Consider the following 26,123-nt stretch of genomic DNA (forward strand, 5'->3'; position numbering starts at 1 on the left):
CTGGCTGAAATCAAAATCGCAATATAAAGTGAATTAAATACATGGAGTTAGTTACCCCTGGCCAGGCATTTGAGCAATCGTACCGCGACTATATCGTCGAGTTAGGCGATGAAGAGCGCTACCCGTTTCCCCTAGACTTTGAGCACCAGGATTTTCCCGCGCTACTGGCAAGGCTGGATAACTTTGCCAAGGGAGTGAACCTGCCGGCAGGTTATGTACCCAGCTCAACTCTTTGGCTGGTCGATAGGGGTGAAATCCTTGGGGTCACCAATATTCGCCACACCCTGAATGACGCCATTGCCCATTGCGGCGGTCATATCGGCTTAAGCATTCGCCCTTCCAAGCGCGGGCTGGGTTTGGGCAAGGTACTGATGGCCAAATCCATTGCGTTTTTGCAGCAGCGCCAGGTCAATGAGGTGCATATCCATTGCTATAAGGATAATCAGGCCTCCGGCCGAACCATCATCGCCTGCGGCGGTCGGCTCGACTCTGAGATAGAAGTCGGTGATAAGTGCGTGCAGCGCTATGTGGTTAGGCGCTAACCGATTTCGGCGCCGCCGTAGCACCAAAAATAACAGCATGCTCCACGAACCTAGTGTTTTGTACCTAAATTTGCTTTTATAAGAATAAGATTTTATTCAATGAGTTAGCACAGGGAAAACATGGCCGCTCAACACCTTTTTTATCGCATGTATCATCTGGAGTTGCGCCTGGCGGCCATGCTTTTGCCTATTCCCGAGCCCCATGTGTTTCACGGTGATAAGGCCATTGAACAATGGCTGGCATATTTACGCGCGCAAAAGTGCCAACGCATCCTGCTGGTCAGCGATCCGGGTGTACTCGCCCTTGATTTACATGCCCAGCTAAAAGAACAACTGCTGGCCAATGATATCGAGGTGATTATCTTTAGCGAGCTTGGCGCCAACCCCAGTATCGAACAGATAGAGCAAGGCGTAAGCTGCTACCAAGCGCACCGATGCGACACCCTGTTAGCCATTGGCGGCGGCTCGGCCATGGATTGCGCCAAGCTTATCGCCGCACGTATCGCTCGCCCCAACAAGTCGTTACGACAAATGCAGGGACTATTTAAGGTGCTGCGCACCTTGCCCCCTGTGTATGTTGTCCCCACCACCGCGGGCACCGGCTCCGAGGTTACGGTGGTCGCCGTAGTCAGCGACACCGAGCGTAAAATCAAATTTTCCATCAATGATCTCTGCCTGGTGCCCAAGGGCGTGTTGTTTTTGCCCGAGCTCACCACCGGACTGCCGCCGGGGCTGACCGCCAGCACCGGCATCGATGCGCTCACCCATGCCCTAGAGGCCTACATTGGCATCAATGCCAACGCCTATACGCGGGATAAAAGTGAAAAAGCCGTGGCGCTTATTCTCGATGCGTTGCCCAGGGCCTACCACCAGCCACAAAACCTCGGCGCCCGCACCGACATGCTCTGGGCCGCCATGTACGCGGGTCAGGCCTTTACCCGAACTTCCGTAGGTTATGTGCATGCCATCGCCCATCAGTTAGGGGCTGTTTACGGCCTGGGTCATGGCTTGGCCAATGCCCTGGTACTCAGGCCCATACTGGAATTTTACGGCGATAAAATAGATACCAAGCTGGAGCGTTTAGCCAAGCACTCCTTGGACGAGCACAGCAGCGCCGCCGAGCTCAGGGAAAAAATCTACTCCCTGCTCGATGAACTGGCTATCCCACACTGCATTGCCGATTTAAAAGCCGAGGATATCCCCCTCATTGCCAAGCAGGCGCTGGCGGAAGCGCATCCCGACTACCCAGTGCCTTGCTTTATGACGCAGCAGGAAATGGAAGCCGTTCTGCGCTCGCTCATACCTAATAATAAGCCTAATAATGAGCCAGCTATTAGCTAGCTATTAGCAAGCTTAATCCTCCGCCAAATAGTCCTCAAGTTGTTCGGCCAGCCATTGAGTGAGGCCACCAAGCTGGCTATAGCGGTTTTGGATCATGCCATAGGCTTGGCGCTGCATCGCCTGATCATAGTTGAGCACCTTAACGCTGCCATCGCGCAGATAGGGGTTAATAAGTACCGAAGGCACGTTGGAAAAGCCGGTGCCATCGAGCACCGCATTGCGCAGATGCTCATAAAACGGCAGCGCAATGTAGTTGCTTGAGGCCGGCGCCACGGCGCGTAGCCCCTCATCGTCTATGCTGGCGAGGGCAAATTCGGTATAGCGCGCTAAGTCGGAGCGCACCACCCTTGAGAGCTTACACAGGGGGTGGTCGCTGTTGGCCACCGTCATCATACGAATTTCACCCAGCTTGACGTGATGAGTGTTTGGCAAACGGTTGCTGTGAGGCAATAGGCAGTAGGCGATATCAACCAGATTGTGCTCCACCATGTCGTTAAGCTCCGGCGGCGGCGCCATATACACGGACACACTGGTGCCTGGAAACTGCAGGCTCATCTCATGAATAAGCTGGCGCCAATAAGACTCGGGCAGCGCATCGTCCCGGGCGATCCGCAGCACGGACTCAACGCCCTGCAAATGCTGCCGGCAGCGCCCGGTAATATCATTGCCTATCATCACCATACGCTCGCAGTCGTTCTTGATCACCTGCCCTATGTTGGTCAGGGTCACCTGATTACCGCTACGCTCCAAGAGCTCAACGCCGAGCTCATCCTCCAACGCACTCAGTGAAGAGCTCAAGGTGGTGCGACTTTTGCCCAGCCGCCGTGCGGCTTCGGCGATAGAGCCCGACTCGCTGATGGCAAGAAACATTTCTAACTGGCTGATCTTCATCATTTACACCCAAACAGATCCATTGATATCTAAGTATTTAACCGTCATGGAAAAGTACTTTCGCGAATGCCCGCATACATCCAGCGACGATAATATCGTCGCTGAGCGGTTATTGATATAGCGAAATCCCATTTAAAATGGCACCAAGCAACAAAAACAGCCGCGTTTGCTGACGAATAATTGCCATAACCGAGGTGTCTATGTCCTGCAGTATTTCTTTAGAGCGAAAATTATTAACCTTCTCTACCGCGTCGGCCTTGGTGTTTGCCCTGATGGGTATCGGCCTAGGTGTGTGGATGGGCTCGCTGGTGATCCTGTTCGACGGTGCCTATTCACTGGTGAGCCTGTTACTGACAACCCTCTCTTTGGCAGCTGCCTGGTATATTCGCTCACCTGGAAAACACCGGAATAAATCCCATATCAGCTTAATTGAGCCGGCGGTGATCGCTTTTAAGGGTATTGCCATTGCCTTGATGTGTGTGGCGTCATTCACTTCTGCGCTCCTTGCTATTTTAGCGGGGGGGCGCGAGGTAGATACTGGCCTTGCCTTAGTATTCGGGGTGATCAACCTTGTCGGCTGCCTCGCCACCTATTGGCTCTTGGCCAAACGCGGCGGCAAGACTAAGTCGGCGCTGATTGAGGCGGAGTCTAAACAATGGCTGATGGACTCGGCGATCAGCGCCGCGGTGATGGCCGGGTTTATTATTGCCTCCCTGCTAAGCTATGCAGGCCTGGCAAAGTACGCCGTGTTTGCCGATCCTGTGATGGTAGTGATTGCTTCTGTGTATTTTACCCTGGTGCCATTAAAGATGACCCAAGGCGCCCTGCGTCAGTTACTCGTGCTTTACCGACAAAACACCGACACGGCTTGTTCAAGCGCAATGCAAAAGGCGGGGTAAAATAACCCCGCCTTGTTGGCATAACTTTTGACCTAGAAGCTAAGACTAACGCCTAGTTACAGGCTGTGCCCACGCATTGAACATCGGCATCGTAATACACATACGTAAGCTTGGTATTTGCCGTTAAATCCAAAGATGTTAAGGGGTTATTATTTAGATACAGGGTATCAAGCTCTGGGTTATTGGCCAGATCAATACTGGTCAGTTGGTTATCGTTGAGGGTCAACGAGGTAAGCGCTGAGTTATTGGTGACATCGATACTGGTCAATTTATTGTTCTCGATATTAAGATCGGTGAGCTTCTGGTTTGCAGCCAGGTCTATCTGGGTAAAAGATTGATAACCCAGCCACAGGCGCTCTAAGTTTGCGTTCTGACTTAAGTCCAACACCGACATCACACCTGGGCGAGCCTCATTCATAACGATAAAAAGATCGGTTAGCTGGGGTAATACGGACACATCGACCTGTGTTAACTGCACATTGCCACTCAAAGCGACGGTTTCAAGCAGCGGATTGTTTGACAGATCAATGTTGCCCAGCTGATTGCCTCCGGCATAAAGCGTTTCAAGATTGGGATTGTGGGCAAGGATAAGGTCTGAGAGCTGCAGAGCTTCCACGTTGAGAAAGGTCAGAGATTCGTTCTGAGATAGGTCAACCTCTGCAATGGCATTTGAGCCAACACTTAACCGACTTAGCTGGGTATTTTGGCTGACATCGATTGCAGCCAGTTCATTCCCATACACACTGAGGTTTTCCAACAGGGGGTTATTACTGGTATCTATGTGGGCTAACTCATTATAATCGGCGTCTATCCAAGATAAATATGGGTTACTGGACGTGTCTAACTCGGTGAGTTTGTTCTGAGCAACAGCTAGATAGTTTAATCTGGTATTTGCCGAGATATCCAAATTAGTGATGCCTGAACGGGTTAGATCCAGCCTTATCAAATTCACTAGATACTCAATCCCTTGCGTTGAACCCACCATTTGATCCTTGCAATTCAGATGAGAGACGTCATCGGCATATTTGAGCTGGCTAGTATCTTGCGGGCCAGAGTGTTGAGCGCAAACTAACAGAGTTTCATCGGCTATAACCGCACTCAATTCAATGCGCTCGGCAAATGTGGCGGTGACTTCACAGTTTGAGGTCATGGCCTGCGAGTAGGTTTCAAAGCTGGTCGTGGCGTTTTGTTGGTCAAGACTTAGTTCAACACCACACCCGGTGAAGCTTTCCAGCAAATAACCCTCATCCGGGGTCACGGTAAATACGGCCACCTGTTCATTAGAATAGCTGGTGTCATCCGTGGTGACCGAGCCGTTGCCATTGATATTAATGGTCACCGTATAAGACTGTTCAACGGGTTGAGGTTCAGGATCACTTGAGCCACCGCCGCCGCACCCCACTAAAGCCAAACTCAAGATCCCTGGCGCAAAAAGCGCTGTTTTTGTTTTTTTAATCATAATGTTATCAATCGTTAATCATGTGTATCGGTCAATTTAAATAATTGTACCCAACAAATCAACGAACTGGGGATAAATAAACTAATTTGCGGTTTGATTACGGATTGGATTAATGACGACTAAAAGTTAAAGCCCTTTATTTGCACACAACGCTGAACTGATGAAGCTCGCCATAATTCTAGTATGAAGGCTTACCTTCCTAGTTAATAGGCTCAAACTTTAACTGTCAAAGTTAATGATCAAAGACAAACAATTAATTTCTGGCTCATCAAAGGGGTACAGCAAGTCCACATTTTTGACTCTAGGAGCTCGCTTTTCTTCAACATGCAGAGTTCCTCGAGCGACTAACAACTTCCCCGTACACTTGTCGATAAAGGGTGTGGTTCTCTCACCTGAAAAAGGCATTACGATATGGTGTTCATTGAATTCCCAGGAAAAGTCACTATTGTTGAAGAAAATGCCTTCTGCATAATAACCTTTAAATACAACCTCTTTGTTATCAAGTTCCTGTATTTCTCTAAAAATAGCATCTAGGTTCAATATTGGCGTGTTACTTCTAACATCTTCTGCATAAGCAAATGCCAAAAATAAAAATATTATTAATCTCTCAAACAAACCCATTTATAAGCTCCTAACAGCATTAAATTTATCAATATCAGCAACATTGAAATTTATGAGATGTCCTTTCCTGCTTTACACACATGAAGATAAGCAAAATTCTAATCTATTTTTAGGGTGACCTTAAGCAGCTTCAATTAGCGTAAAGTGACCACCATCGCGGCCAAACCAATGGCCACAGCTGCCAATGCCCAAACCACATAAAACAATCGCCGTTGTGATAATGTGGCTATCACACCCTGCTCATCCGCCAATATATAACGCGGTACCGCCTGCCTTGGTTCCATGGGCATCAGTTGCGAGCGCAATTCATTACCGTAACGGTAGGTCAGCAGCATCTGCTGCTGGCCCACTAATTCCAGGGGAAGGACGCGGTTGTCGCGCACTGCGGTGATATCCACCACCTTACAGCTGCGCGCTTTGGGCTTACGCCACAGAAGTGATTTGATCATAAGCATATTTAGCCGCCACCAGGTCGCTCAAGGCCGTACCGACCGATTTAAACAGGGTAATGTCGGTGTCGTTTTCACGGGCATGGACGTTATCACGAGCGAGACAGCTAAGTTCCCCTCTCACATCCGTTTCGCTAAACACCCCTTCATTGATTGGAATAAGCAGCTCTCCGGCTTCGTTTAATACGTTTTCTCGACTATCGACGAACACCCGGGCATTGACCACAGTGTGGGTATCGCATTCCCTGGCATCGCGATGGTGGTTACCAATTAAGTCCACATGGGTGCCGGCCGTTAGCCAGCGGCCATCGAACAAGGGCGCATGACTGCCGGTGGCACAACAGATGGTATCGGCGCTGGCGATCAGCTCCTCACTGACAGGTTCATGGCTAAACTGGCAATGAGGGTACTCCCCCTGAAGCAGCGCTATCAGCGCCTGCGCTTTTTGTTCATTGCGCGCCACTATGCTCACTTTTGCGTAGTTACGAACCGCCAGATGGGCTCGCGCCATAAAGGGCGCCAGCTTTCCCGAGCCAAATAAAACCAGGTGTTTTGCATCTTTCCTCACAAGATAATCGGCGGCCAGGGCCGATACCGCAGAGGTACGCCATAGGGTCACCTCGGTGCCATCCACCAAAGCCAGCGGCTCGCCAAATTCCCGCGAGAACAGCATAATTTTTGAGTACAAAGACGAGCGACCTTGGCGCTCGTTCTCGGGAAAGTAAGTAAACGCCTTGACGCCAATTACCTCGTCATTCCAGGCCGGTAACACGGCAAAGGCATCGTGGTTATTCGGCTTATTATCAAGCGCATAGACAGTGCGCCTGGGTGTGCCAGCCTCACCGGCGAAGCCCCGTTGTAAGGCCCGTAGCAGTGGCGTGTAGGCCATCACCTGTTGCACCTGCTCGGCGGTAATGATGTTCATATCAGCCTCCTAGAATGAATTGTTGCGGTGCCTGAGTCAGACAGTCATAGCCCTCGGGGGTGACCACTATGTCTTCTTCCAAACGCACGCCGCCAAGGTGTGGGATATAAATACCTGGCTCTATGGTGATCACATTACCGGCTTGCAAACGGTACTGCTCGCCGGGCTTTAAAAATGGGATTTCATGCAGGAATAAACCCAAACCGTGACCCAGTCCTTCTCCGGCATATTGGCCGAACGGGCTTGCCTGGAGCACCTCGTGGGCTTTGGCGTTGAGCTCATGGGCGCTTATACCCGGGCGCACCGCATCCAGCGCTGCACGCTGGGCATTTTGCACCGTATCGAAAATCGCCTGTTGTTCGGCACTGGGCTGCCCCCACACATAACTGCGGGTCATGTCGGAGCGATAGCCATTCACCACGGCACCAAAATCTATCAAAATAAAGTCCCCTTCGTGCAGTCGCTTATCCCCCGGATTACCATGGGGCAAGGCGCTGCGCTCGGCAAAGAGTAAAATGGTGTCAAACGAGGTGCCGGTGGAGCCGCGCAACTGCATTTGATAGTCCAGCTCAATGGCCAGCTCGCGCTCTGTAATACCGGTTTTGATTTGTGTTAGCGTCTGTGCCAAGGCACTGTCGGCGATGCCCGCCGCCCGACGTATACAGTCAATTTCATACTCGTCTTTGACCCGGCATAAGGACTCGACCATATCGGTTCTTGGTGTAAGCGCGGCGGCGTTCAATTCACTTGCTATGCCTTGCCACTGCGCCACGCTAAAGTGCGCCGCTTCAAAGCCAATGCGCAGGTTTGCGCCACCGAGTCGTGCAATACAGGCCCCCAGACTTTCATTATCACGGTCCCGCTGCACCACCTCGATATCCTGGGTTTCACTCAGGGCGCGTTGGTAATAACGATAATCTGTGATCATCATCGCTTTTTGCGGCATCACCAAGAGGGTTGCCGCGTGGCCAGAGAAGCCGGTAAGGTAGGAGATGTTCTCAAAGCTCTGCACTATTAGCAGTTCATCGCCCTGCGAGTGCACAAGATTTTGTATTCGTGCCAAACGCGTAGAAAAAACCTGACTCATGTTAAATGAAACCCCTTGTAAGAAGACCCTATAAATAAAATGAGAAGGCCGTTACGGCCAATGCATGCCTTATAACAGCAGCCAAGCCAATCTAGCCTTAACAATGCGTCAGTGCCTGTTTTTGCGTTCGCTGGCGCAGGCAAAGAAGATGGTTTACACCCTTGGCTCTACATAACGCCTCAATCTATATCGGCGCCCCCGAAATTGCATACAATATCCAATAAATCATATAATGCCATGTCCATAAACGACACACAAGTTCTTCGTTATCTCTGCGAGTAGCAAACCCGATTAAATAATTAAGTGACTGATAACTCTGAATTAGTAGAGCTTATATTCTAACAACAACAAAAAGTATTAAATGCCAAAGCCTGATACACAAGAGTACAAAATAACACCATTTGGCACATGTGTTTAAAATCACTTTTAACACCCTGTTAACACTGATTTTTTAATTGCACCTCGCTTTTCTCCATCCCATCTCTTGTACTTTTCGCCGTGACGGGGCGTTGTAATCACATGGCGAATGCTCTACTAATTTTTGTAGGCAGTAAATCGCTGCTTGTCGGTAAAGCGCCTGACAGGCCTTTTGCATAACAAGCGGCAACATATATAAAAACAAAAATCTTAAATTTTTGGGGAAGGTCCAATGAAATCAACATATCTCGGATTACTCATACTTGGGGCAATGACCACGTTAAGCGGTTGCGCCAAGCTCGATGGCCGTGTGACGGCTGGCGGCACCTTGCACTCGCAAGGCGGTGACGGCAAAGCGGTCTTTACGGCTCATGCGGCACGCTGTGATGGCGATATCAATGGCCGCGTAAATTACCAGGATAAAACCGCCATCGACTGGCAACAATTCGGCGGCGTAGCCTTTAGAGCCAGCGTTTCTGGTGCCGGTTTATGCAGTGAAGATCCCGTTGCACCGGATGGTTTAGAAGACGAGACACGTCATTGTAAACAGGATATCTGTACCGAGGGCATGTTCCAGGTTGAGTTCAATTATGACTCTACCAACCCGGCGGCGCCCGGGGAAGGCACAGGCTTTGCCTGCATGATGGATATCGGCGAGGGGATCAACTCGGGCTTTGGCGCCAACGGTATCTTAAATGTGATGTTACTCGAGTCTGGCCCTTATGAGGGTTATCACAATGCCGGAACCATGAGCGGTAACGTTCAAGTACACGATTGTCCATCAAGCGATGACGACGCCTAAGCGCAAGGAGCCAAAAATGAAACTACTAAAAAATAAAACCCTACTTGCAGCGAGTATCGCCACCCTACTGAGCCTACCGGCAACGGCCGCCGAGCCACTGCGTATGGTCTTAGAGGTCAATGCCAACGACTTTGACAGCGTTAAATCACAACTTGTTGCTCAGGGCATTCAAATCAATCGCGAAATATCCGCTTTAGACAGCCTGGCGATCACCCTGGATAAAAGTCAGCTGGGCAATGTGTCTGCATTAAAAGGCATTCAAGCATTTTACCCGGATATGCCGCGAAAGCTTATGTCTGAGGGCAGCACCCAATTTATTCCTTATGGCCTGCCCATGGTGCAAGGAGATCAAGTAAGCTACCAAGGCGGCCAGAAGGTGTGCGTAATTGACAGCGGTTATGGATTAAGCCATCCAGATCTGCCTAGCGCGGCTGTAACGGGTGCCGAAGACGGAGGCGCCGGCGTATGGTATGAAGACCCATTTGGTCACGGCACCCATGTTGCCGGCACCATAGCGGCCGTGAACAACGACATCGGCACGGTTGGCTTGGTCTCGGATCATTCCCTCGAGATGCATATTGTACGTGTCTTTGGCGGTGATGGCCGTTGGGCTTATGCCTCGGATCTGGCTCATGCCATCAATGAATGTAACGACGCAGGTGCAAACATCATCTCCATGAGTTTAGGCGGTACCTTCTCCAGCCCTATCGAAGAACGCGCCATCGCCAAAACCGCTCGCAACAACGTGTTGATGATTGCCGCCGCGGGTAACTCGGGCCAACCAAGCCACAGTTATCCGGCCTCATACGACAGCGTGGTTTCAGTAGCGGCCGTTGATAGCATTAAAGATCGTGCCCCTTTCTCCCAACGTACGAGTCAGGTTGAGTTAAGCGCCCCAGGCGTGGATATCTTTTCGACCGTTCCTCAAGGACGAGGCGCTCGCTTTGATAAGTTTAACGTGGTTCAAGACGGCTTAAACCTACTTCACTACGCCATGGAAAATTCGGCCAAAGGTAGCGTCACCGGTGAGCTTGTGGACTGCGGTCTGGGTACCGAAAGTTGTGGCGACATGACGGGCAAAATCTGCTTAATAGAACGTGGCCAAATTCCTTTCTACCAAAAAGTGGAACAGTGTGAAGCCGATGGTGGTGTAGGCGTTATCGTGCGCAATAACATGCCTGGTAAATTGATCCCCATGATCTATCCAACTGACATGATTGCCGGAGCAGTCACCTACCAAGAAGGTATGAAACTGATGGATAATCTTGGCAAGGAAACCACGATTTCAACGGCCAACTTCCCGGATCATGACTTTATGTCCGGCACCTCTATGGCGACACCACATGTCTCAGGCGTTGCGGCCCTGGTGTGGAGTAACTTCCCGGAGTGTTCTGCCCAAGGTATTCGCTTAGCGCTTAGAGCATCGGCACAGGACTTGGGTGAGTCGGGCTATGACTATGCTTATGGCTGGGGTCTGGTTCAGGCCAAGGATGCGGTCGACTATATCAAGGCCAATGGCTGCCAAGCTCCGCAAGGCAACATGAAAGGCGGTCAAGGCTAAACGAGTTCGTTTTTATTCCTTTATAATCGTTACTTCAAGCGCTCCTAGTGAGCGCTTTTTTATTGCAGAATTGACATTAAAAAAGCAGGCAATTCAGCCTGCTTTTTTCTTTAATCGCTCTGCTCTTCCATCTTAATAAGCAGCTTTTTGATGTCTTCTTTGGCACCAGTTATATGGCGAATAAGGTAATCACAGGCTGCATCCACTTGCTTGGCCCGGCAGAGTTTCAGCAATTCGCGGTGCTCTTCCGGGGCGGTGTTAAGGCCTCCGGCAAGGAGAATATGCATACGCACATAACGTTCGGAGTTTTTACTGAATTGCTCTACCAGTTCACGGGTTTGTGGACGCTCGGCGCGACTATACAGCTTGCCATGAAAGGCGCTGTTAAGATGACCCGTCGCGGCCTGAGTATCACCGGCAGCCATAGCGGCTTCTAGCTCTTGTAATAATACTTCTGCACTTTGAAAATCGTCTTCAGTTAATTTTTCCAGCGAGTGGCGCAGCAACTCCGCCTCGAGCAAGGCACGTAAGTCGAAAATTTCATCCACTTGCGAGGCACTGACCTCGGTCACCGTGGCCCCTTTATGAGCTTCAAAATTAACCAGGCCTTCGGCTTCAAGTTGCAACAAGGCTTCACGCACCGGAATACGGCTGACATTAAGCTCTTCGGCCAAGGCCGCCTGACGCAGCGGTGAGCCTGATTTAAATTCACCCGTTAGGATCTTTTCACGGAGCACCTCGGCGACCAGCTGGGTGCGGGTTTTATGTTCGATTGCCATAATACTTTCAATAAGTTGCATCTTTTATACAGTATACAGATGGACGCTACCTATTTCGAGTACATTGTATACTTTTGTGGGAATGAAAAAGCGCTACCACGCACGGGATGCGGCAGCGCTTGGGGACGTTTTGCTTAACGTTTATTTCCTATCAGGGAATTATTTTTGCACGCACAGGGGACGCATAAAGCGGCGCATGGCCTCCAGGCCTACCGAGGTTGAACGTACATCGGTAGACGATGGGAACGGCCCTCCATGGTTCATCGACGGACAGACTTCAACACCCGTTGGCATTTGCTCCATGATCAGGCGCCCTACCTTGTAGCTCAATGCCTCCAGCAAAGCCTGATGCTCATCGTTTTGCTCATTGGCGCCATGTACAGAGGCCGTAAGCTGTCCCTCTAGCGCATTGATCACCTCCATCAGTTGCATCAAGTCCTGGTAGTGCACAATCAGGGCGCAAGGACCAAACACCTCTTCATGGAGCAAGGATGTTTGCAAAAATGCCTTGGCATCACAGCTAAACACATGGGCGTTGGCGTGGAAATCCCTCTGTCTTTCCCCCTGTGCCACCAGCCTAGTTGCCTTACAGTCGGTGAGACTTTCAATCGCATGTTCAAATGAGCGCACAATCCCCGGTGTTAGTAAGGTATCGGAAGGGGCAGAGTTAATACTTTCTATCACCTTATCCATAAAGGCATCACAGCCATCGGCCGGCACCAACCACAGCCCCGGACTGGTACAGAATTGACCGTTGCCCATCAACATGGATGCGCACAACTGCTCTGCAAGTGCTGGCTTACTTTGCAATGCCTCTGGCAAGACAACTTGAGGGTTGATGGAGCCCAGTTCACCATAAAAGGGGATTGTTTCAGCCCGGGTTTGAATGGTGGCCATCAAGGCTTTGGCAACCCCCATGGAGCCGGTAAAGCCCACTGCTTTTATTTGCGGTGCGGCTACCAGGCGATGGGAGATGTCATAGTTTACGCCTTGCAGCATAGAGAACACGCCTGAGGGCATATCACAACGCTGGATGGCCTTATCGATTGCACGGGTCATCAGTTCACTGGTGCCAGGATGAGCCCGGTGACTTTTCATCACCACGGGGCAGCCCGCCGCCAGCGCCGCAGCAGTATCGCCGCCGAGCGTGGAGAAGGCATAAGGGAAGTTAGAGGCACCAAATACCGCAACTGGGCCAACCGGCAAATATTTAAGCCTAGTATGCGGCTTTGGCAACGGCTGTCGTTCTGGCTCGGCCAGATCTTCGCGGGTGACATGCAAAGGCGCTAAGTTATCTGCCAAGGCATCGGCAAACGCACGCAATTGATTAATGGTGCGACCACGTTCGCCCTGCAAGCGCGCTATGGGCAGGTTGGTTTCTTGATGGGTTACATCGAGTAATTGTTCGCCCAAGGCTTCAATTTCATCGGCGATGGCGTGTAAAAACGCGCTGCGCACCTGCATGCTGGTTTGTCGATAAATAACGAACGCCTGCTGTGCCGCCTCGCATGCGGTATCGACTAGATCCAGAGTGATATCGTAATAGGCCTGGTTTAGTGGCTCATTGTTTGCTGGGCTAAAGCTAAAAAAGCGCTCACTGCTGCCTTGCTGCCATTGCCCGGCAATGTAACTATAACCCTTCAGTGTATGTGGCATTACTGTCTCCTTATAAAACTTGAAACCCGAAAGCATAGGGATCGTCATCATCAACCACTATGGCGTTGTGACCGGTTACCCTAGCCCAGCCTTCAATACTGGGCACTATGGCGGTTTTGCCCGCCACTTCGGTCACCGACTCGATGCAACCGATAAACTGGCTGCCAATGTAACTTTCGTGCACAAACGGCTGCCCCTGCCCTAATTGGCCCTTGGCAAACAGCTGCGCCATACGGGCACTGGTGCCTGTGCCACAGGGCGAGCGATCAATGGCTTTGTCGCCATAAAACACCGCGTTAGCGGCATCCGAATTGCCATTTTTAGGTAACCCGGTCCAGAGCACATGAGAGGCACCGCGCATGGTTGCATCATCCGGATGCACACACTCAAGCTGCGCGTTGATGGCATCACGCAGTAAAGGGCTCCAGCGTAATAACTGCGCCGCCGTGCAATACTCGATACCGGGGAAGTTCGCCTGTGGCTCGACTATGATGTAGAAGTTTCCGCCGAAGCTGATATCAACGCACAAGGAGCCGAGCTCAGGCACCTCAACATGCACTTGCTCATAGGCAAGGTAGGCGGGCACGTTGAAAATTTTCACCGCCTCCACCTTTTTACCTTGCATGCGGTAGTGAGCTTCGACTCTTCCTGCCGGAGTATCCAGCTTGACCACTCCTGGTGTTCTTGGGTTTAGCAGGCCGTTTTCGATGGCAAAGGTCACGGTACCGATAGTGCCGTGACCACACATGGGCAAGCAGCCCGATGTTTCGATAAATAAAATGGCCGCGTCACCGTCTGCTGTTGTCGGCGGATAGAGAAATGAGCCCGACATCATGTCGTGGCCGCGCGGCTCAAACATTAACGCCTTGCGGATCCAGTCATAATCACGCAAAAAGTGCTGACGTTTTTGGCTCATACTTTGCCCTTCTAAAGAAGGATGGGCGCTTGTGACCAAGCGCACCGGATTCCCGCAGGTATGGCCGTCGATACAAAAGAAGGTTCCGCGGTTCATAGGCTAGTCCAGGTTGTACTTGCTAAGGTCGATGCGATTCTCAAGCGCTTCGTTGTAAAGGCGCTCAACGTACGCTTTTTCATCGGCGGTCAGGGATAAACGCGGAGCACGGGTGCGCTCACTGCCGCGACCAGCCAAATGCTCAGCATACTTGATGCACTGCACCAAGGTAGGGATGGTATCCAAACGTAACAGTGGTAAGAACCAGCGCCACAACTCACGCGCTTCTTCATAACGCCCCTGTTGCGCCAGTTTATAAATGGCCACAGACTCGCGAGGGAACACATTCGTTAAGCCAGAAATCCAACCGGTTGCGCCCAGCATCATAGACTCAAGGGCGATATCATCAACGCCGCCGAACACCACATAACGATCGCCAAAGGCACTAAATAGCTCGGTGATACGACGGGTGTCTTCGGTGGCTTCTTTTACCGACACGATATTGGCTTCCTCGGCCAGTACACGCATACCTTCAATAGACACATCAACGCCGTAGGTGACCGGGTTGTTGTAAATCATGATGGGTAATGCGGTAGCGCGGGCTATTTTTTGGTAATGGTCGATGGCCTCACGCTCGCTGCTACGATACACCATACCCGGTAGCACCATTAAACCATCGATACCCAGCTTTTCGGCATCCTGGGCAAACTCGATAGCAAATTGCGTAGTGGTTTCAGCCACACCGCTTAGCAATGGTACGCGACCTGCCACCACCTCTTTGGCCATGGCTAATACCTGGCGCTTTTCATCACTGCGTAATGAGCAATTCTCGCCCACGGTGCCGAGCACAATAATGCCGTGCACTCCCTCTTTAATCAGGGTGTCGATCATCGCTGCCGTGGTTTCAAAATTAATGCTGTCATCGCTATTGAATTGGGTCGTGACTGCTGGGTATACACCCTGCCAATTTACCTTCATGGTTATTCCTCATGTTGTCGTTGTGCTTGCCATGATAGATATATTGTATACAATATTCAACATGCAAAATTAAATTAGATTGACAAAGTGCTTGCAACACCCGTTTAAGCACACAAGAAAAATGCAACACATTGCAAAGAGTAAACAAAGAAACCTAAGAAAATAGCGGTGTAGGATCAGGAAGGGTTAGATGCAAAATCATTCTAGCGACGTAAACATAGACGATTTACCCATAGCGGTGATCGGCGCGGGAGTTGTCGGCTTAAGTTGTGCGTTGCAATTACAGCGCCAAGGGTACAAGGTCCATTTATACGACCCAGAGCGACCGGGCAGTCAATGTTCGCTTGGTAATGCCGGGCATTTTGCTACCGAGCAAGTATTTCCCCTTGCTTGCAAAAGCTTACTGCCTAAGTTACCTAAAATGCTGTTCACGCCAACCAGTGCGCTGCGCATTCGCCCTGCTTACTTTTTTAAACTACTGCCCTGGCTTTGGCGGTTTTGTATAAACATGCGACAGCGCCCATTTACGCGCAACACCCTGGCCCTTAAAGCGCTCAATGGACAGGCGCTTCGCGCTTGGCAATGTCTACTGGCCGATGATTTTGATACTCATATTCAATGCAATGGCTCATTGCTGACCTTTGAGCGCACGCCACTGAGCAGGGTTCAGGCACTTGCCGATAAATACGCAGCGCACGGCATTGCCGTTGAAGTGCTCAACAAAGCGCAAGTGCAGGCACTTGAGCCTGAGCTAAACGCCAATATCACTTATGCACTTTATTTCACCGAGGTTGGCCATACCGCCTCCCCACAAGCCCTGAGCGATCATCTTTTTGATACATTAATTCAAGCGGGCGCGAAGTATTTGGCCTTGCACGTCGAAGCAATACAGGATAAAGGGTCTTTTTGCCAGTTAGTTACCGCAGGCCAGACACGTGCTTATCGCAAAGTGGTTGTATGCACCGGTGCATACAGTAAAGTATTGTGCCAACGACTTGGTTACAGGCTTCCCATAGAAGCAGAACGCGGCTATCACTATCAATTGCAAACGCACCACAAGGTGACGCGCCCCATTGCCTGTGCTGAACGTCAGTTTATCGTAACGCCTATGCAGCAGGGGCTGCGTTTGGCAGGAACCGTGGAGTTTGCTGGCTTACATACGCCAGCGGATTATCGCCGCGCCAAGAACCTGCTCAAGCATGGCAAAGAGCTGGTACCCTGCATTAACGAAGAATACAAACAACAGGCTTGTTGGCAAGGGGCACGACCATCACTACCGGATTCATTACCTGTGATAGGCCCGGCGCCCAAACACCCAAATGTTTATTTTGCCCTGGGCCACCAGCACTTAGGGCTAACCCAAGCAGCAATAACGAGCGAGCTGATTGCAGCAAGTATTAACGAACAACCCACTGCGATAAATCTCGATGCATTTTGCATCTCGCGGTTTCAATAAGTAAGGAGCTAGGCGCAATGAAAGGCATTGGCTATCAAACACAAGAACAAGCACTGGCGCAACTGAGCGACATGACCACGGATATTAAGCCCATTGAAGAGGCGGAATACCGTGCGCGCATCGCCAAGGCACAGGCCTACATGCAGGCAAATCACATCGATGCCGTCTACCTTAATGCTGGCACCAATATGACCTATTTCACCGGCTTAAAATGGTATGCCAGTGAGCGCTTAGTCGGTGCACTTCTGCCCGCACAAGGTGACATCGCCTTTGTGGCACCGTTTTTTGAAATTGGCTCATTGCGCGATTACCAGGTGATTGATGCGCCAATTCATGCCTGGCAGGAAGAAGAAAACCCCTATGAACTGGTGCGCGAGGTGATGACACAACTGGGTTATGGCAACACTGCTACACTGGCCATTGATGAAAGCGCGCAATTCTTTATTGCCGATGGCATTAAAAAAGCGGCCCCTAATTACACCTTGGTTAACGGCGGTCAGGTAACAGCCCATTGTCGCATGCACAAATCAAGCAATGAGCTGGCGCTGATCCAGCGTGCCATGGACATGACCTTGGAAGTACACAAAGCGGCGGCCTCGATTCTTCATGAAGGCATCACCACCCGCGAAGTAGAAGCCTTTATCAATGCGGCACACAAAAAAGTAGGCGCCGTGGCCGGTAACTATTTTTGCATCGTGCTGTTCGGCCAGGCCACCAGCTTCCCCCATGGCGTGAAAGACCCGCAAACCCTGAAAAAAGGTGACATGGTGCTGATCGATACCGGTTGTCAGCTCAAGGGTTACTTAAGCGATATCACCCGCACCTATGTGTTTGGCGAGGCCACCGAGCGCCAGCGTATGTTCTGGGAATTTGAGAAAAACGCCCAATTAAAAGCCTTTGCAGCGGCACAAGTGGGTAACACCTGTGGTGATGTAGATTTCGCCGCACGCAGTTATCTAGCAGAGCAAAAGCTGGGACCAGATTATCAACTACCGGGCTGCCCGCACCGCACCGGCCACGGCATTGGCATGGATATTCACGAATGGCCCTATTTGGTTAAAAACAACCCGCAGGTGCTGGCGCCGGGGATGTGTTTCTCCAATGAGCCCATGCTGGTGATCCCGGGCGAATTTGGTGTGCGTTTGGAAGATCACTTCTATACCACGGAAAAAGGTCCGGTGTGGTTTACCGAGCCAGCGCACAGTATCGATAACCCGTTTGGGCTTTAAATATAAAACCGAACACATATGCAGCACTTTTTTGGTGCTGCATTTTCACCACTAACTCACTACCTTTTAGATATAAATCAGGGAGTTTATAGACCTACTTTGGTTTGCTTTCTGGCCGCTATCAAGGTCTGAATAATTAGCTGGAAAATAGCAGTTCGCCTGCATAAATCTCACACCCCAATAAGAAGAACACGCAGGGCCAAAAAAACTTCACCTATACTAAGAACCAAGGGTTGAGCTTTATATTAGTTACGAGCTGAATTGGCCAATGAATGAAAAGCAATATCAAAAGTTTCTTAGCTTCAAATACTTCGAATATATTATCGGACTGTGTTTAACCTTATTTATAGCCGCATTAGTGTTTGTGGTTCTAGCCTTTGTCAGTAAGAGTGAGCAACAAAAAGGCTTGGAGCAAAACTTTAACCTAGTACGGCTCTCTCAAGAACTACGCTTGAGTTCAGATCAACTCACCATGATGGCAAGAGCCTATGCTGCTACATCGAATCCCAAGTTTAAACAGTTTTTTGAACAAATTCTGAGTATTCGCTCCGGCGAGAGCCCCAGGCCTAAACACCTCAACAGGGTGTACTGGGACATGCTTATGGTGCTCGATGGGTCACCTCCCTTCCCCAGTGGCGAACCTAAATCACTGCTCGACCTACTCAAAAAAAATGGCGCGTCCGAGCAAGAGTTAACAGCCCTGACGCGTGCCTATGAGCAAAGTGAATCTTTGGTGCTATTAGAAAACCAAGCCTTTGATTTAGTGCGCCAAGGTAAAAATCAAGAAGCGTTAACAATCTTATATAGCGAAGCCTATCTGCAAAGTAAGGTACGCATAATGAGCCATATCAACGAATTTTTATCTATTCGAGAACAAAAGCTGGACGAGTTTATCGCTTACTCTACGATGAAACTCAACGTCTATTATTTCGCTGCTGTGGTTTGCTTTTTATCCCTACTTTGCGTCCTCATTTTCTTCTACAACGCCCGTTCACGCATACGCAAAAACATTATTTCCTTTTTGAATTCTGAAGTAAAAAATCAAACCAACGAGCTCGTATCAAAAAATAACGCGCTCTGTGCCGCAGTATCCGATCTTGAGCAGGTGCAAGCCAGGTTGGTTAACGCCGAGAAGTCGGCAACCTTGATGCGCCTTATTCCAGGGCTAGCGCATGAGATAAACACGCCAGTTGGCATTGCCGTGACCGCATCAAGTAGTCAGCTTCTTGCCCTTGAAGAAGTCAAAGCCTGTGTTAACGAGAATAAATTAGCCAAAACATCCTTACTTGAATCAATTGAAAGCATAGAAAATTGTGCGAATTTAGTCGGTAACAGCGCCAGTCGCATCAGCAATATAATGACCAAACTAAAAGTGATTACTCAGTATGGATTTGACGAAAAAGCACAAATGCTCGTGCTTGCAGATGAAATACGCGCCTGTGTTGAAGACGCGGATAACAAAGGGATGGATGTAGAGTTAGACATCGATGTCGATGAACACATTCAAATTGAAGCACCTCGATTTTTACTGCATCTGCCTCTGGCTATCTTGATAGAAAATTCTTTTAACCATGCCTTTGAGCATCCATCCACCCAATATAAATTACACATTCAAGCCAGTTTAACTAATCAAGAGCTAACAATAAGGGTTTGCGACAACGGCTGTGGTATTCCTGATGCTATAAAAGGCAACCTGTTCGATACCCTTGTTGTCGGTAACCGCGATGCAACAGTTACGGAGCTGGGCTTGTGTTTAGCACATGAAATTATTAGTCAATATTTTTGCGGAACGCTGGAATATAAGTCGCACAGTGAAGGAGGCGCATGCTTTGCTATCACCATGCCACTTGATGGCTTCAGGCAATCTACAGCCAAGGAGAATGGCTAGTAACAAGCGAGGAAGGTTCAGTGAAAGGATATCGAATCAGTACCAAACATGAAGACCTGGATTTCGAGGTTATCTATCAATTCATTTCTCAAAGTTATTGGGCCATGGGCATTCCAAGAGCAACCTTGCGTAAAGCAATTGATAATTCTTTTTGCTTTGGCGTGTTTGAAAATGGCGGCATACAAGTGGGCTTCGCCCGTTTAATCACGGACAGAGCGACATTTGCTTACCTGGCCGATGTATTTGTTGTCGAAGCGCATCGCGGCAAGGGGCTGAGCAAATGGCTTGTAGAGTCGATTGTTTCTCACCCGGATCTACAGGGGTTAAGGCGTATGGTGTTGGCCACAAGAGATGCCCATAGTTTATATGCTCAATATGGTTTCAAAGGGATAGAGAACCCGGAAATACTAATGCAAATTTGGCAACCCAATATCTACAGCTAGCAAAAGGCTTAGCCTCCCCCATAAAAAACCCACGCATATGCGTGGGTTTTACTTTTAAATGCAGTTTACTCGGCGCTATCTTCGCTGAGCAGATACTTATCCAGCCACTGCTCTTGCTCCCATAAAACATGCAGCAAGCTCTTGCGGGCACGGTAGCCGTGTGCTTCGTAGGGTAGCATCACCAGACGGGCGTCTTTACCCAGACCTTTCATTGCCGCATACATGCGTTCACTTTGCATCGGGAAGGTGCCGCTGTTAGGGTCTTCCTTGCCGTGGATCATCAGCATGGGTTCGTTAATCTTTTCCGCATGGAAAAACGGTGACATATTGGCGTACACCGCCTGACCTTCCCAGAAGTTACGCTCTTCACCCTGGAAACCAAATGGCGTCAAGGTACGGTTGTAGGCGCCGCTGCGGGCAATACCGGCTTTAAACAGGTCGCTGTGTGCCAGCAGATTGGCCACCATAAAGGCACCGTAGGAATGACCGGCAATGGCTATCTTATCTTTATCCGCCACGCCTTTTTCAACCAGCACATCCACCGCCGCCTGAGCACTGGCTACCAGCTGCTTGCGGAAGGTGTCGTTCGGCTCCTTGCCATCTACCCCAACTATGGGCATTTTCGGGTCGTCGAACACGGCAATGCCCTTGGCCAAATAAGGCATGGGGCCCCAATAACCTATATAGGTAAATTCATAAGGCGATTCACGCACTTGCGAGGCCACATTTTTGTCCTTGTACTCCAGTGGGTAGGCCCACATCAGCACGGGGATTGGGCCTTGTGACGGCTCATAACCGGCTGGCAAATACAGGGTACCGGACAACTCAACACCATCGTCACGTTTATAGCGTAACTGCTCTTTTTGAATGCCCTTAAAGGCCGGATAAGGATGAGGGAACTGAGTCAGTTGCGTCAGGGAATCGTCATCCAAATCGCGCACGAACAAATTGGGTTGTTCGGTTTTAGACTCACGCACGGTAATAAAGCGCTCACCCTCTTCGTCTAGCAAGTCAACAACGCGCTCATAGTAAGGCGCCTCGCTGCGCCACAGGCGCTCGGTGCTATTGGTTTTAACATCGTAACGGTCTAAAAACGGGATATTACCCTGCTCCGAGGCACCATCGCCGCGCAGGTAAATATAGCGGTCACCCACGACCTGCATTACGCGCGCCCCCAAATCATTGTGGGTGTAAATGGGGTCGCCCGGATCTTTATAGGCATCGTTATAACTGCGCTCGGAGAAGAGCACAGGTGAAGCACTGGCATCGTTAGGCGCGATAATCCAGCTGCGCACCTGACGGTCGCTAAAGCGCCACTCGGAAAGCATCGCTAGATTCTCATTGCCCCAGGTCACCCCGGCAAAACGACGCTCTGTTTTTGCAAATAACTTAGGCTTACGTTTAAACGGCGCGCTCAGGGTGTAAATATGGTCGTGATGCGGCACATCTTTTTTCATATCGCCGCCATCTTGGGCTTCGGCCCAGATCAGCGTTGCACCTTTATCGCTGCGCCACTCAAAGTCGCGAGGGCCGGTGCGCACACTATCAAAACCCTGGGGAATGTTGTCGGCCAACGGCTGTTTAACCAGCTCTGTTAGCTCGTAGCCACTCATTCCCCACACAGACCAGGTAGTGGCAAAACGGAAATACGGCACCTGATAAGAGAAGGGCTGATCCAAGGTCGCCACAAGAATATTGTTGCTATCGGGTGAGATACTGAAATTACTAAATAGCTTGGCCTTACCTATGGCTTTGGCCTCGCCATCCAAACTCACACGCATCAACTGACCCTGACCATAGAAGGAAAACAGCGCTTCGTCGTGGGGACTGGTCAATAGATTCTGATAGGTACGGGCCGGCGCCTTTTCACCCGTGGTTTGTTGGATCACAGGTACGACCGTGCTGGCATCGTCTTGTGGCTGGGCCTTACCCAGGTTCACCGCATGGTTAATGATTAACCCACTGGCATCGGGCATCCATTGATAAGGGGTGGCGGTAACCACAGAGTTGAGTGCGTATTCACTCAGCTGTTTCAGGGTACGCGTACTTATGTCGTACACCCACAAGGTGGCCGATGCTGGCGTTTCATAGACAAAGCTCAGATAGCGGCTGTCGCTGGACCACTGTGGCGAGCGCATAATGCCCTCATCCAGACCGCTTACGTCCAGGCTAATATCACCCTCGAGGGATTTAAACGTCAGCGCCGTGTACTTGTTGCGCACTCGCGAGCGAGAAAAATTATCTGGATTGAGCTTAATACCGGCCAGTTTCAGCTCTGGCTTGGCCAGCTCCTGTAAGCTCTCAACGCGGCGGCGTTCAAGTAATGCCAGCCATTGGCCGTCCGGTGATAACATGGAATGCGGTGCCAACTTGGCATCGACGACCTGCGCCAGCTCTTTCGATGGCACTTGATAGCCAACGTCATTTTGTGCCCCGGCCGGCGCCTCTTGCTGAGCAAATGCCGTCGACGCACATCCCAGGCCCAATGCCCCAAGGAGCACTGAGGCGATGAGGTGTTGTTTCATAGAAAACCCTTTTGTTGTGATTATTATCCTCCAGGGCCTATTTATCTAAATAAACAGGCTCTTGGGTACAGTCTACCTCGGTATAAAAACCAAGCAACTAAATAGGGTTAACTTGTTAGTTTTGTTCACAATTACCAGGGAATGCGTTCACCCAAATAGGTGTAGAAGCCGCCGCTTTGCTCAGGGCTGAGCGCATCGATTACCTGTTTCAGCCCCTTGGCCGAGGTGGCCGCATCGATCAGCGCGTTAGGACCCCCCATCTCGGTTTTCACCCACCCCGGGTGCAAGGAGACGGTTTTGATCCCCCGGCTTAGCAGATCATTGCTCAAACTTTTCACTACCGAATTGAGTGCAGCCTTGGAGCTACGATAGATATATCCGCCGCCCTTGGTGTTCTCCGTATGACTGCCGACCTTGGATGATAACGCGGCAAAAACCGGGGTCGAGGCTTTTAAGAGGTGTGGTAAAAAGGCCTGCGCCAACTTGGCTACTGCCAGCACATTAGTGCTCATAACCTGCTGCCACTGGGCAAAGTCGATGTCATCCAGGCCGTACCCCTTGGGACCATACATACCCGCATTACTGAGTAACACATCGATGGCCTGGTCGTTAATCTGCTCGGCGAGTTTGTCTATTTGCTCAAAGTCGGTGATATCGAGTCGGTGCACGCTCAGCGCGTTATCTTGCTGGGCAAGCGCTTGCAATTGCATGGCTTCCTCGGGCTTTCGGCAACAGGCAAGTACCTGCCAGCCTTGCGCCACATAGAGTTCAGCAAGGGCTAAACCTATGCCGCGATTGGCACCGGTAATAAGGACGGTTTTCATGGGTTAACTCCTGTATTTGTACTGACGCTAAAGCGCAGAATCTGCTACCATGTAGAGCTTAATCAGCGCCTTATAATGCCATGAACAGCACACCACCTCATCCCAAAGTCACCATTATCCAAGTTGCCGAGCACGCCGGGGTGTCTAAATCCACCGTGTCCCTGGTGCTAACGCAACCGGACAAGGTCAGCATTAAAACCAAGGAAAAGGTGCGCCAGGCGATGGCCGAATTGGGATATGTGTATAACCGAGATGCCGCTGCGCTGCGCTCAAAACGCTCGGGCCTGGTGGCAATTATGCTGCCAACCTTGGATAACCCCAAATTCACAGAGCTTGCAACGACGCTGCAACAAGGCGTGCTGGAGCGCGGCTTTGTGCCCATGCTGCTTAGCAGTAATGATGAGCTCGACACCCAGCAACGGTTGATGGAACGTCTCAAGGAATCCAATGTGACCGCGGTGATTTTGTGTCCGGCCACGGGCACGGATGTTAATTGGCAAAACGCACTTAACAATAGCGGCATGGTGATCATTAATGTGCTCCGTGAAGTGCCCTTTAGCGAGGCCCCTTGTGTATTGGCCGATACTCAGCGCGGGGCGTTTTTGGCGACCCAGGCATTACTGGAGCAGGGCTGTCACTCACTGGCCTTGGTGGGCGGCTCCTCTTTGAGCAATTATGCACATTTTAAAGAAGGGTTTGAGCAGGCGGTACATTTGCACCCAGATACCCCGAGCAGCCAATACATCCCCTGTGACAATACCCGTCTGGCCGGTCAGCAGGCCTTGAATGACCCAGCACTGGCCAAGGTGCTCGCCACAGTGCGTGCCGATGACGGGGCTGCGCCCGTGGGACTTTTATGTGCTAGCGACCAACTCGCCTATGGCGTGCTCGATGCCCTGCCAAGCCATGGCCTATGTGCTGGCAAAGAGCTTAAGGTCGTGGGTTTTGGCGATCTGCCCGACTCCGCTTTTTTGCCTTGTCCGCTCAGCTCGGTGGCCTATCGCAGCGACGATCTCGCCGAGCACAGCCTAAGCATTTTAACCGCGTTACTCAATGATCAAAACGTGCCCCGTCGCACCCTTATCGATGTAACCCTTATTAAACGAGCGTCTTGTTTATGACCCAAGTATTAGTGATTGGCTATGTGTGGCCAGAGCCCAATTCGTCGGCGGCCGGCAGCCATATGATGTCGCTACTCAAACTGTTTCGTAATCAAGGTTGGCAGGTAGAGTTCGCCTCACCGGCGCAGCGCACAGAGCATATGGAAGACTTGGCAGAATATGGGATCAGCAGCGCGGATATTGCCCTCAACTGCAGCAGCTTTGACGCCTACCTCAGCGAATTAAATCCGGATATTGTGATGTTCGATCGCTTTATGATGGAAGAGCAATTTGGCTGGCGGGTTGATAAGTATGCACCTGATGCCCTGAAAATCCTCGATACCGAAGACCTGCAGTGTTTGCGCGGTGCTCGCCATGAGGCCCATAAAGCGGGCAAGGAATTTACGACTAGCGACCTACACACGGATTTGGCCAAGCGCGAAATCGCCGCGATTTTGCGCTGCGATCTCAGCTTGATCATCTCCAGCTATGAGATGCAGTTGCTCAACCAGGTATTTAAGGTTGACTGCGCACTGCTGCATCACCTGCCCTTTATGGTGGATTTAACCGCCCTGCCCAGCGACACACCAACCTTTGCCCAGCGCCAACATTTTATGACCATTGGTAACTTCAGGCATGCACCCAACTGGGATGCGGTGCTGTATTTACAACAGATTTGGCCATTGATCCGCAAGCAACTGCCCAAGGCAGAGCTGCATATTTACGGCTCTTACCCGCCACCTAAGGCCACCGCCTTGCATAACCCAAAAACCGGCTTTTTGATTAAAGGCTGGGCCGATGACGCCCTGAAAGTAATGAGCTCGGCACGCGTGTGTTTGGCGCCATTGCGCTTTGGCGCCGGCATTAAGGGGAAATTGTTGGAAGCCATGATCACCGCCACGCCTTCGGTAACCACCCGCATTGGCGCCGAAGGTATGCATTTAGACTTGCCGTGGAACGGAGCTGTGCACAACGACCCTCAGCAATTTGCCGATGCCGCGGTGCGCTTACATGAGAATGAAGACGAATTTATTACCGCCCAGGGCCACGGCCAGCAAATACTCAACCAGATCTACGACAGCCAAGTCTTGTCGTCTGACTTGTTGGCACGCATCAAGGAGTTACAGCAAAACCTGATGCAGCACCGGCAAGCCAACTTCACCGGGCAAATGCTAAAACACCACACCATGCGCAGTACCCAATACATGGCACAGTGGATTGAAGCAAAAAATTCAATAAAATCTTGATAGAAATCAGTAGACAGGTAACCTTAGATCAATAAAATGCGCACGCGCTATG

Annotated in this window: 23 protein-coding genes; 11 read left to right on the forward strand and 12 right to left on the reverse strand. The window is 50.6% G+C overall.

All coding sequences use genetic code 11. The features are described 5' to 3' along the window. Window positions 1-41 precede the first annotated feature (41 nt). Both KD147_RS08890 and KD147_RS08895 read left to right on the forward strand, forming a co-directional pair. Window positions 42-542: a GNAT family N-acetyltransferase gene (locus KD147_RS08890; RefSeq protein WP_212547565.1), complete on the forward strand. Its 501-nt coding sequence runs from the start codon at window positions 42-44 to the stop codon at window positions 540-542. Between the two features lie 120 nt (window positions 543-662). Next, window positions 663-1,883, forward strand: coding sequence for an iron-containing alcohol dehydrogenase (locus KD147_RS08895; RefSeq protein WP_212547566.1), 1,221 nt, complete (start codon window positions 663-665; stop codon window positions 1,881-1,883). Window positions 1,884-1,895: 12 nt separating this feature from the next. Here the strand turns inward: KD147_RS08895 and KD147_RS08900 are convergent, their stop codons facing one another. After that, complete coding sequence (locus KD147_RS08900; RefSeq protein WP_212547567.1) at window positions 1,896-2,777, reverse strand: LysR family transcriptional regulator; 882 nt, start codon at window positions 2,775-2,777, stop codon at window positions 1,896-1,898. Between the two features lie 197 nt (window positions 2,778-2,974). Here KD147_RS08900 and KD147_RS08905 point away from each other — a divergent pair, with 197 nt between their 5' ends. After that, window positions 2,975-3,673, forward strand: coding sequence for a cation efflux transmembrane domain-containing protein (locus KD147_RS08905; protein WP_212547568.1), 699 nt, complete (start codon window positions 2,975-2,977; stop codon window positions 3,671-3,673). A gap of 52 nt (window positions 3,674-3,725) precedes the next feature. Here the strand turns inward: KD147_RS08905 and KD147_RS08910 are convergent, their stop codons facing one another. From KD147_RS08910 to KD147_RS08930, 5 genes are all read right to left on the reverse strand, one after another. Beyond that, window positions 3,726-5,132, reverse strand: coding sequence for an InlB B-repeat-containing protein (locus KD147_RS08910; RefSeq protein WP_212547569.1), 1,407 nt, complete (start codon window positions 5,130-5,132; stop codon window positions 3,726-3,728). Between the two features lie 219 nt (window positions 5,133-5,351). Beyond that, complete coding sequence (locus KD147_RS08915) at window positions 5,352-5,753, reverse strand: hypothetical protein (RefSeq protein WP_212547570.1); 402 nt, start codon at window positions 5,751-5,753, stop codon at window positions 5,352-5,354. 134 nt (window positions 5,754-5,887) lie between these two features. After that, the gene (locus KD147_RS08920; RefSeq protein ID WP_212547571.1) at window positions 5,888-6,202 is read right to left on the reverse strand and encodes a hypothetical protein; all 315 of its coding nucleotides are present in this window, start codon (window positions 6,200-6,202) and stop codon (window positions 5,888-5,890) included. Next, window positions 6,177-7,127: a bifunctional Delta(1)-pyrroline-2-carboxylate/Delta(1)-piperideine-2-carboxylate reductase gene (lhpI, locus tag KD147_RS08925; protein ID WP_212547572.1), complete on the reverse strand. Its 951-nt coding sequence runs from the start codon at window positions 7,125-7,127 to the stop codon at window positions 6,177-6,179. The genes KD147_RS08920 and lhpI overlap by 26 nt, the downstream gene beginning before the upstream one ends. Window position 7,128: 1 nt before the next feature. Then, window positions 7,129-8,214 carry a M24 family metallopeptidase gene (locus KD147_RS08930; protein WP_212547573.1) on the reverse strand — a complete coding sequence of 362 codons (1,086 nt, stop codon included), beginning with the start codon at window positions 8,212-8,214 and terminating at the stop codon, window positions 7,129-7,131. 649 nt (window positions 8,215-8,863) lie between these two features. On the opposite strand from KD147_RS08930, the gene KD147_RS08935 reads away from it, so the two are divergent. Beyond that, window positions 8,864-9,433 carry a hypothetical protein gene (locus KD147_RS08935; protein ID WP_212547574.1) on the forward strand — a complete coding sequence of 190 codons (570 nt, stop codon included), beginning with the start codon at window positions 8,864-8,866 and terminating at the stop codon, window positions 9,431-9,433. Window positions 9,434-9,449: 16 nt separating this feature from the next. Beyond that, window positions 9,450-10,994: a S8 family serine peptidase gene (locus KD147_RS08940; protein WP_212547575.1), complete on the forward strand. Its 1,545-nt coding sequence runs from the start codon at window positions 9,450-9,452 to the stop codon at window positions 10,992-10,994. 110 nt (window positions 10,995-11,104) lie between these two features. On the opposite strand, the gene KD147_RS08945 is transcribed toward KD147_RS08940, so the two are convergent. The 4 genes from KD147_RS08945 to KD147_RS08960 form a co-directional block, all read right to left on the reverse strand. Then, on the reverse strand, window positions 11,105-11,773 hold the full coding sequence (locus KD147_RS08945; protein ID WP_212547576.1) for a GntR family transcriptional regulator: 669 nt from the start codon (window positions 11,771-11,773) through the stop codon (window positions 11,105-11,107). Window positions 11,774-11,932: 159 nt separating this feature from the next. Next, the gene (locus tag KD147_RS08950) at window positions 11,933-13,429 is read right to left on the reverse strand and encodes an aldehyde dehydrogenase (NADP(+)) (protein WP_249319090.1); all 1,497 of its coding nucleotides are present in this window, start codon (window positions 13,427-13,429) and stop codon (window positions 11,933-11,935) included. A gap of 10 nt (window positions 13,430-13,439) precedes the next feature. Then, window positions 13,440-14,441, reverse strand: a complete 1,002-nt coding sequence (locus KD147_RS08955; protein WP_212547578.1) for a 4-hydroxyproline epimerase — start codon at window positions 14,439-14,441, stop codon at window positions 13,440-13,442. A gap of 3 nt (window positions 14,442-14,444) precedes the next feature. Next, window positions 14,445-15,359 carry a dihydrodipicolinate synthase family protein gene (locus KD147_RS08960; protein ID WP_212547579.1) on the reverse strand — a complete coding sequence of 305 codons (915 nt, stop codon included), beginning with the start codon at window positions 15,357-15,359 and terminating at the stop codon, window positions 14,445-14,447. Between the two features lie 190 nt (window positions 15,360-15,549). On the opposite strand from KD147_RS08960, the gene KD147_RS08965 reads away from it, so the two are divergent. From KD147_RS08965 to KD147_RS08980, 4 genes are all read left to right on the forward strand, one after another. Then, window positions 15,550-16,815: an NAD(P)/FAD-dependent oxidoreductase gene (locus KD147_RS08965; protein ID WP_212547580.1), complete on the forward strand. Its 1,266-nt coding sequence runs from the start codon at window positions 15,550-15,552 to the stop codon at window positions 16,813-16,815. A gap of 17 nt (window positions 16,816-16,832) precedes the next feature. Beyond that, on the forward strand, window positions 16,833-18,044 hold the full coding sequence (locus KD147_RS08970) for a M24 family metallopeptidase (protein WP_212547581.1): 1,212 nt from the start codon (window positions 16,833-16,835) through the stop codon (window positions 18,042-18,044). A gap of 268 nt (window positions 18,045-18,312) precedes the next feature. After that, window positions 18,313-19,932, forward strand: a complete 1,620-nt coding sequence (locus tag KD147_RS08975; protein ID WP_212547582.1) for a sensor histidine kinase — start codon at window positions 18,313-18,315, stop codon at window positions 19,930-19,932. Window positions 19,933-19,952: 20 nt separating this feature from the next. Beyond that, window positions 19,953-20,375: a GNAT family N-acetyltransferase gene (locus tag KD147_RS08980; protein ID WP_349304683.1), complete on the forward strand. Its 423-nt coding sequence runs from the start codon at window positions 19,953-19,955 to the stop codon at window positions 20,373-20,375. Between the two features lie 65 nt (window positions 20,376-20,440). Here KD147_RS08980 and KD147_RS08985 read toward each other — a convergent pair whose 3' ends face one another. Further along, window positions 20,441-22,900: a S9 family peptidase gene (locus tag KD147_RS08985; protein ID WP_212547583.1), complete on the reverse strand. Its 2,460-nt coding sequence runs from the start codon at window positions 22,898-22,900 to the stop codon at window positions 20,441-20,443. Between the two features lie 131 nt (window positions 22,901-23,031). After that, window positions 23,032-23,724, reverse strand: a complete 693-nt coding sequence (locus tag KD147_RS08990) for an SDR family oxidoreductase (protein WP_212547584.1) — start codon at window positions 23,722-23,724, stop codon at window positions 23,032-23,034. Between the two features lie 80 nt (window positions 23,725-23,804). Between KD147_RS08990 and KD147_RS08995 the strand changes: the two genes are divergently transcribed. Both KD147_RS08995 and KD147_RS09000 read left to right on the forward strand, forming a co-directional pair. Further along, window positions 23,805-24,845: a LacI family DNA-binding transcriptional regulator gene (locus KD147_RS08995; protein ID WP_212547585.1), complete on the forward strand. Its 1,041-nt coding sequence runs from the start codon at window positions 23,805-23,807 to the stop codon at window positions 24,843-24,845. Next, window positions 24,842-26,071, forward strand: a complete 1,230-nt coding sequence (locus tag KD147_RS09000) for a glycosyltransferase (protein ID WP_212547586.1) — start codon at window positions 24,842-24,844, stop codon at window positions 26,069-26,071. Before KD147_RS08995 ends, KD147_RS09000 begins: the two co-directional genes overlap by 4 nt. Window positions 26,072-26,123 lie beyond the last annotated feature (52 nt).

It is taken from the genome of Pseudoalteromonas sp. BDTF-M6 (assembly GCF_018334135.1).
GTDB lineage: Bacteria > Pseudomonadota > Gammaproteobacteria > Enterobacterales > Alteromonadaceae > Pseudoalteromonas.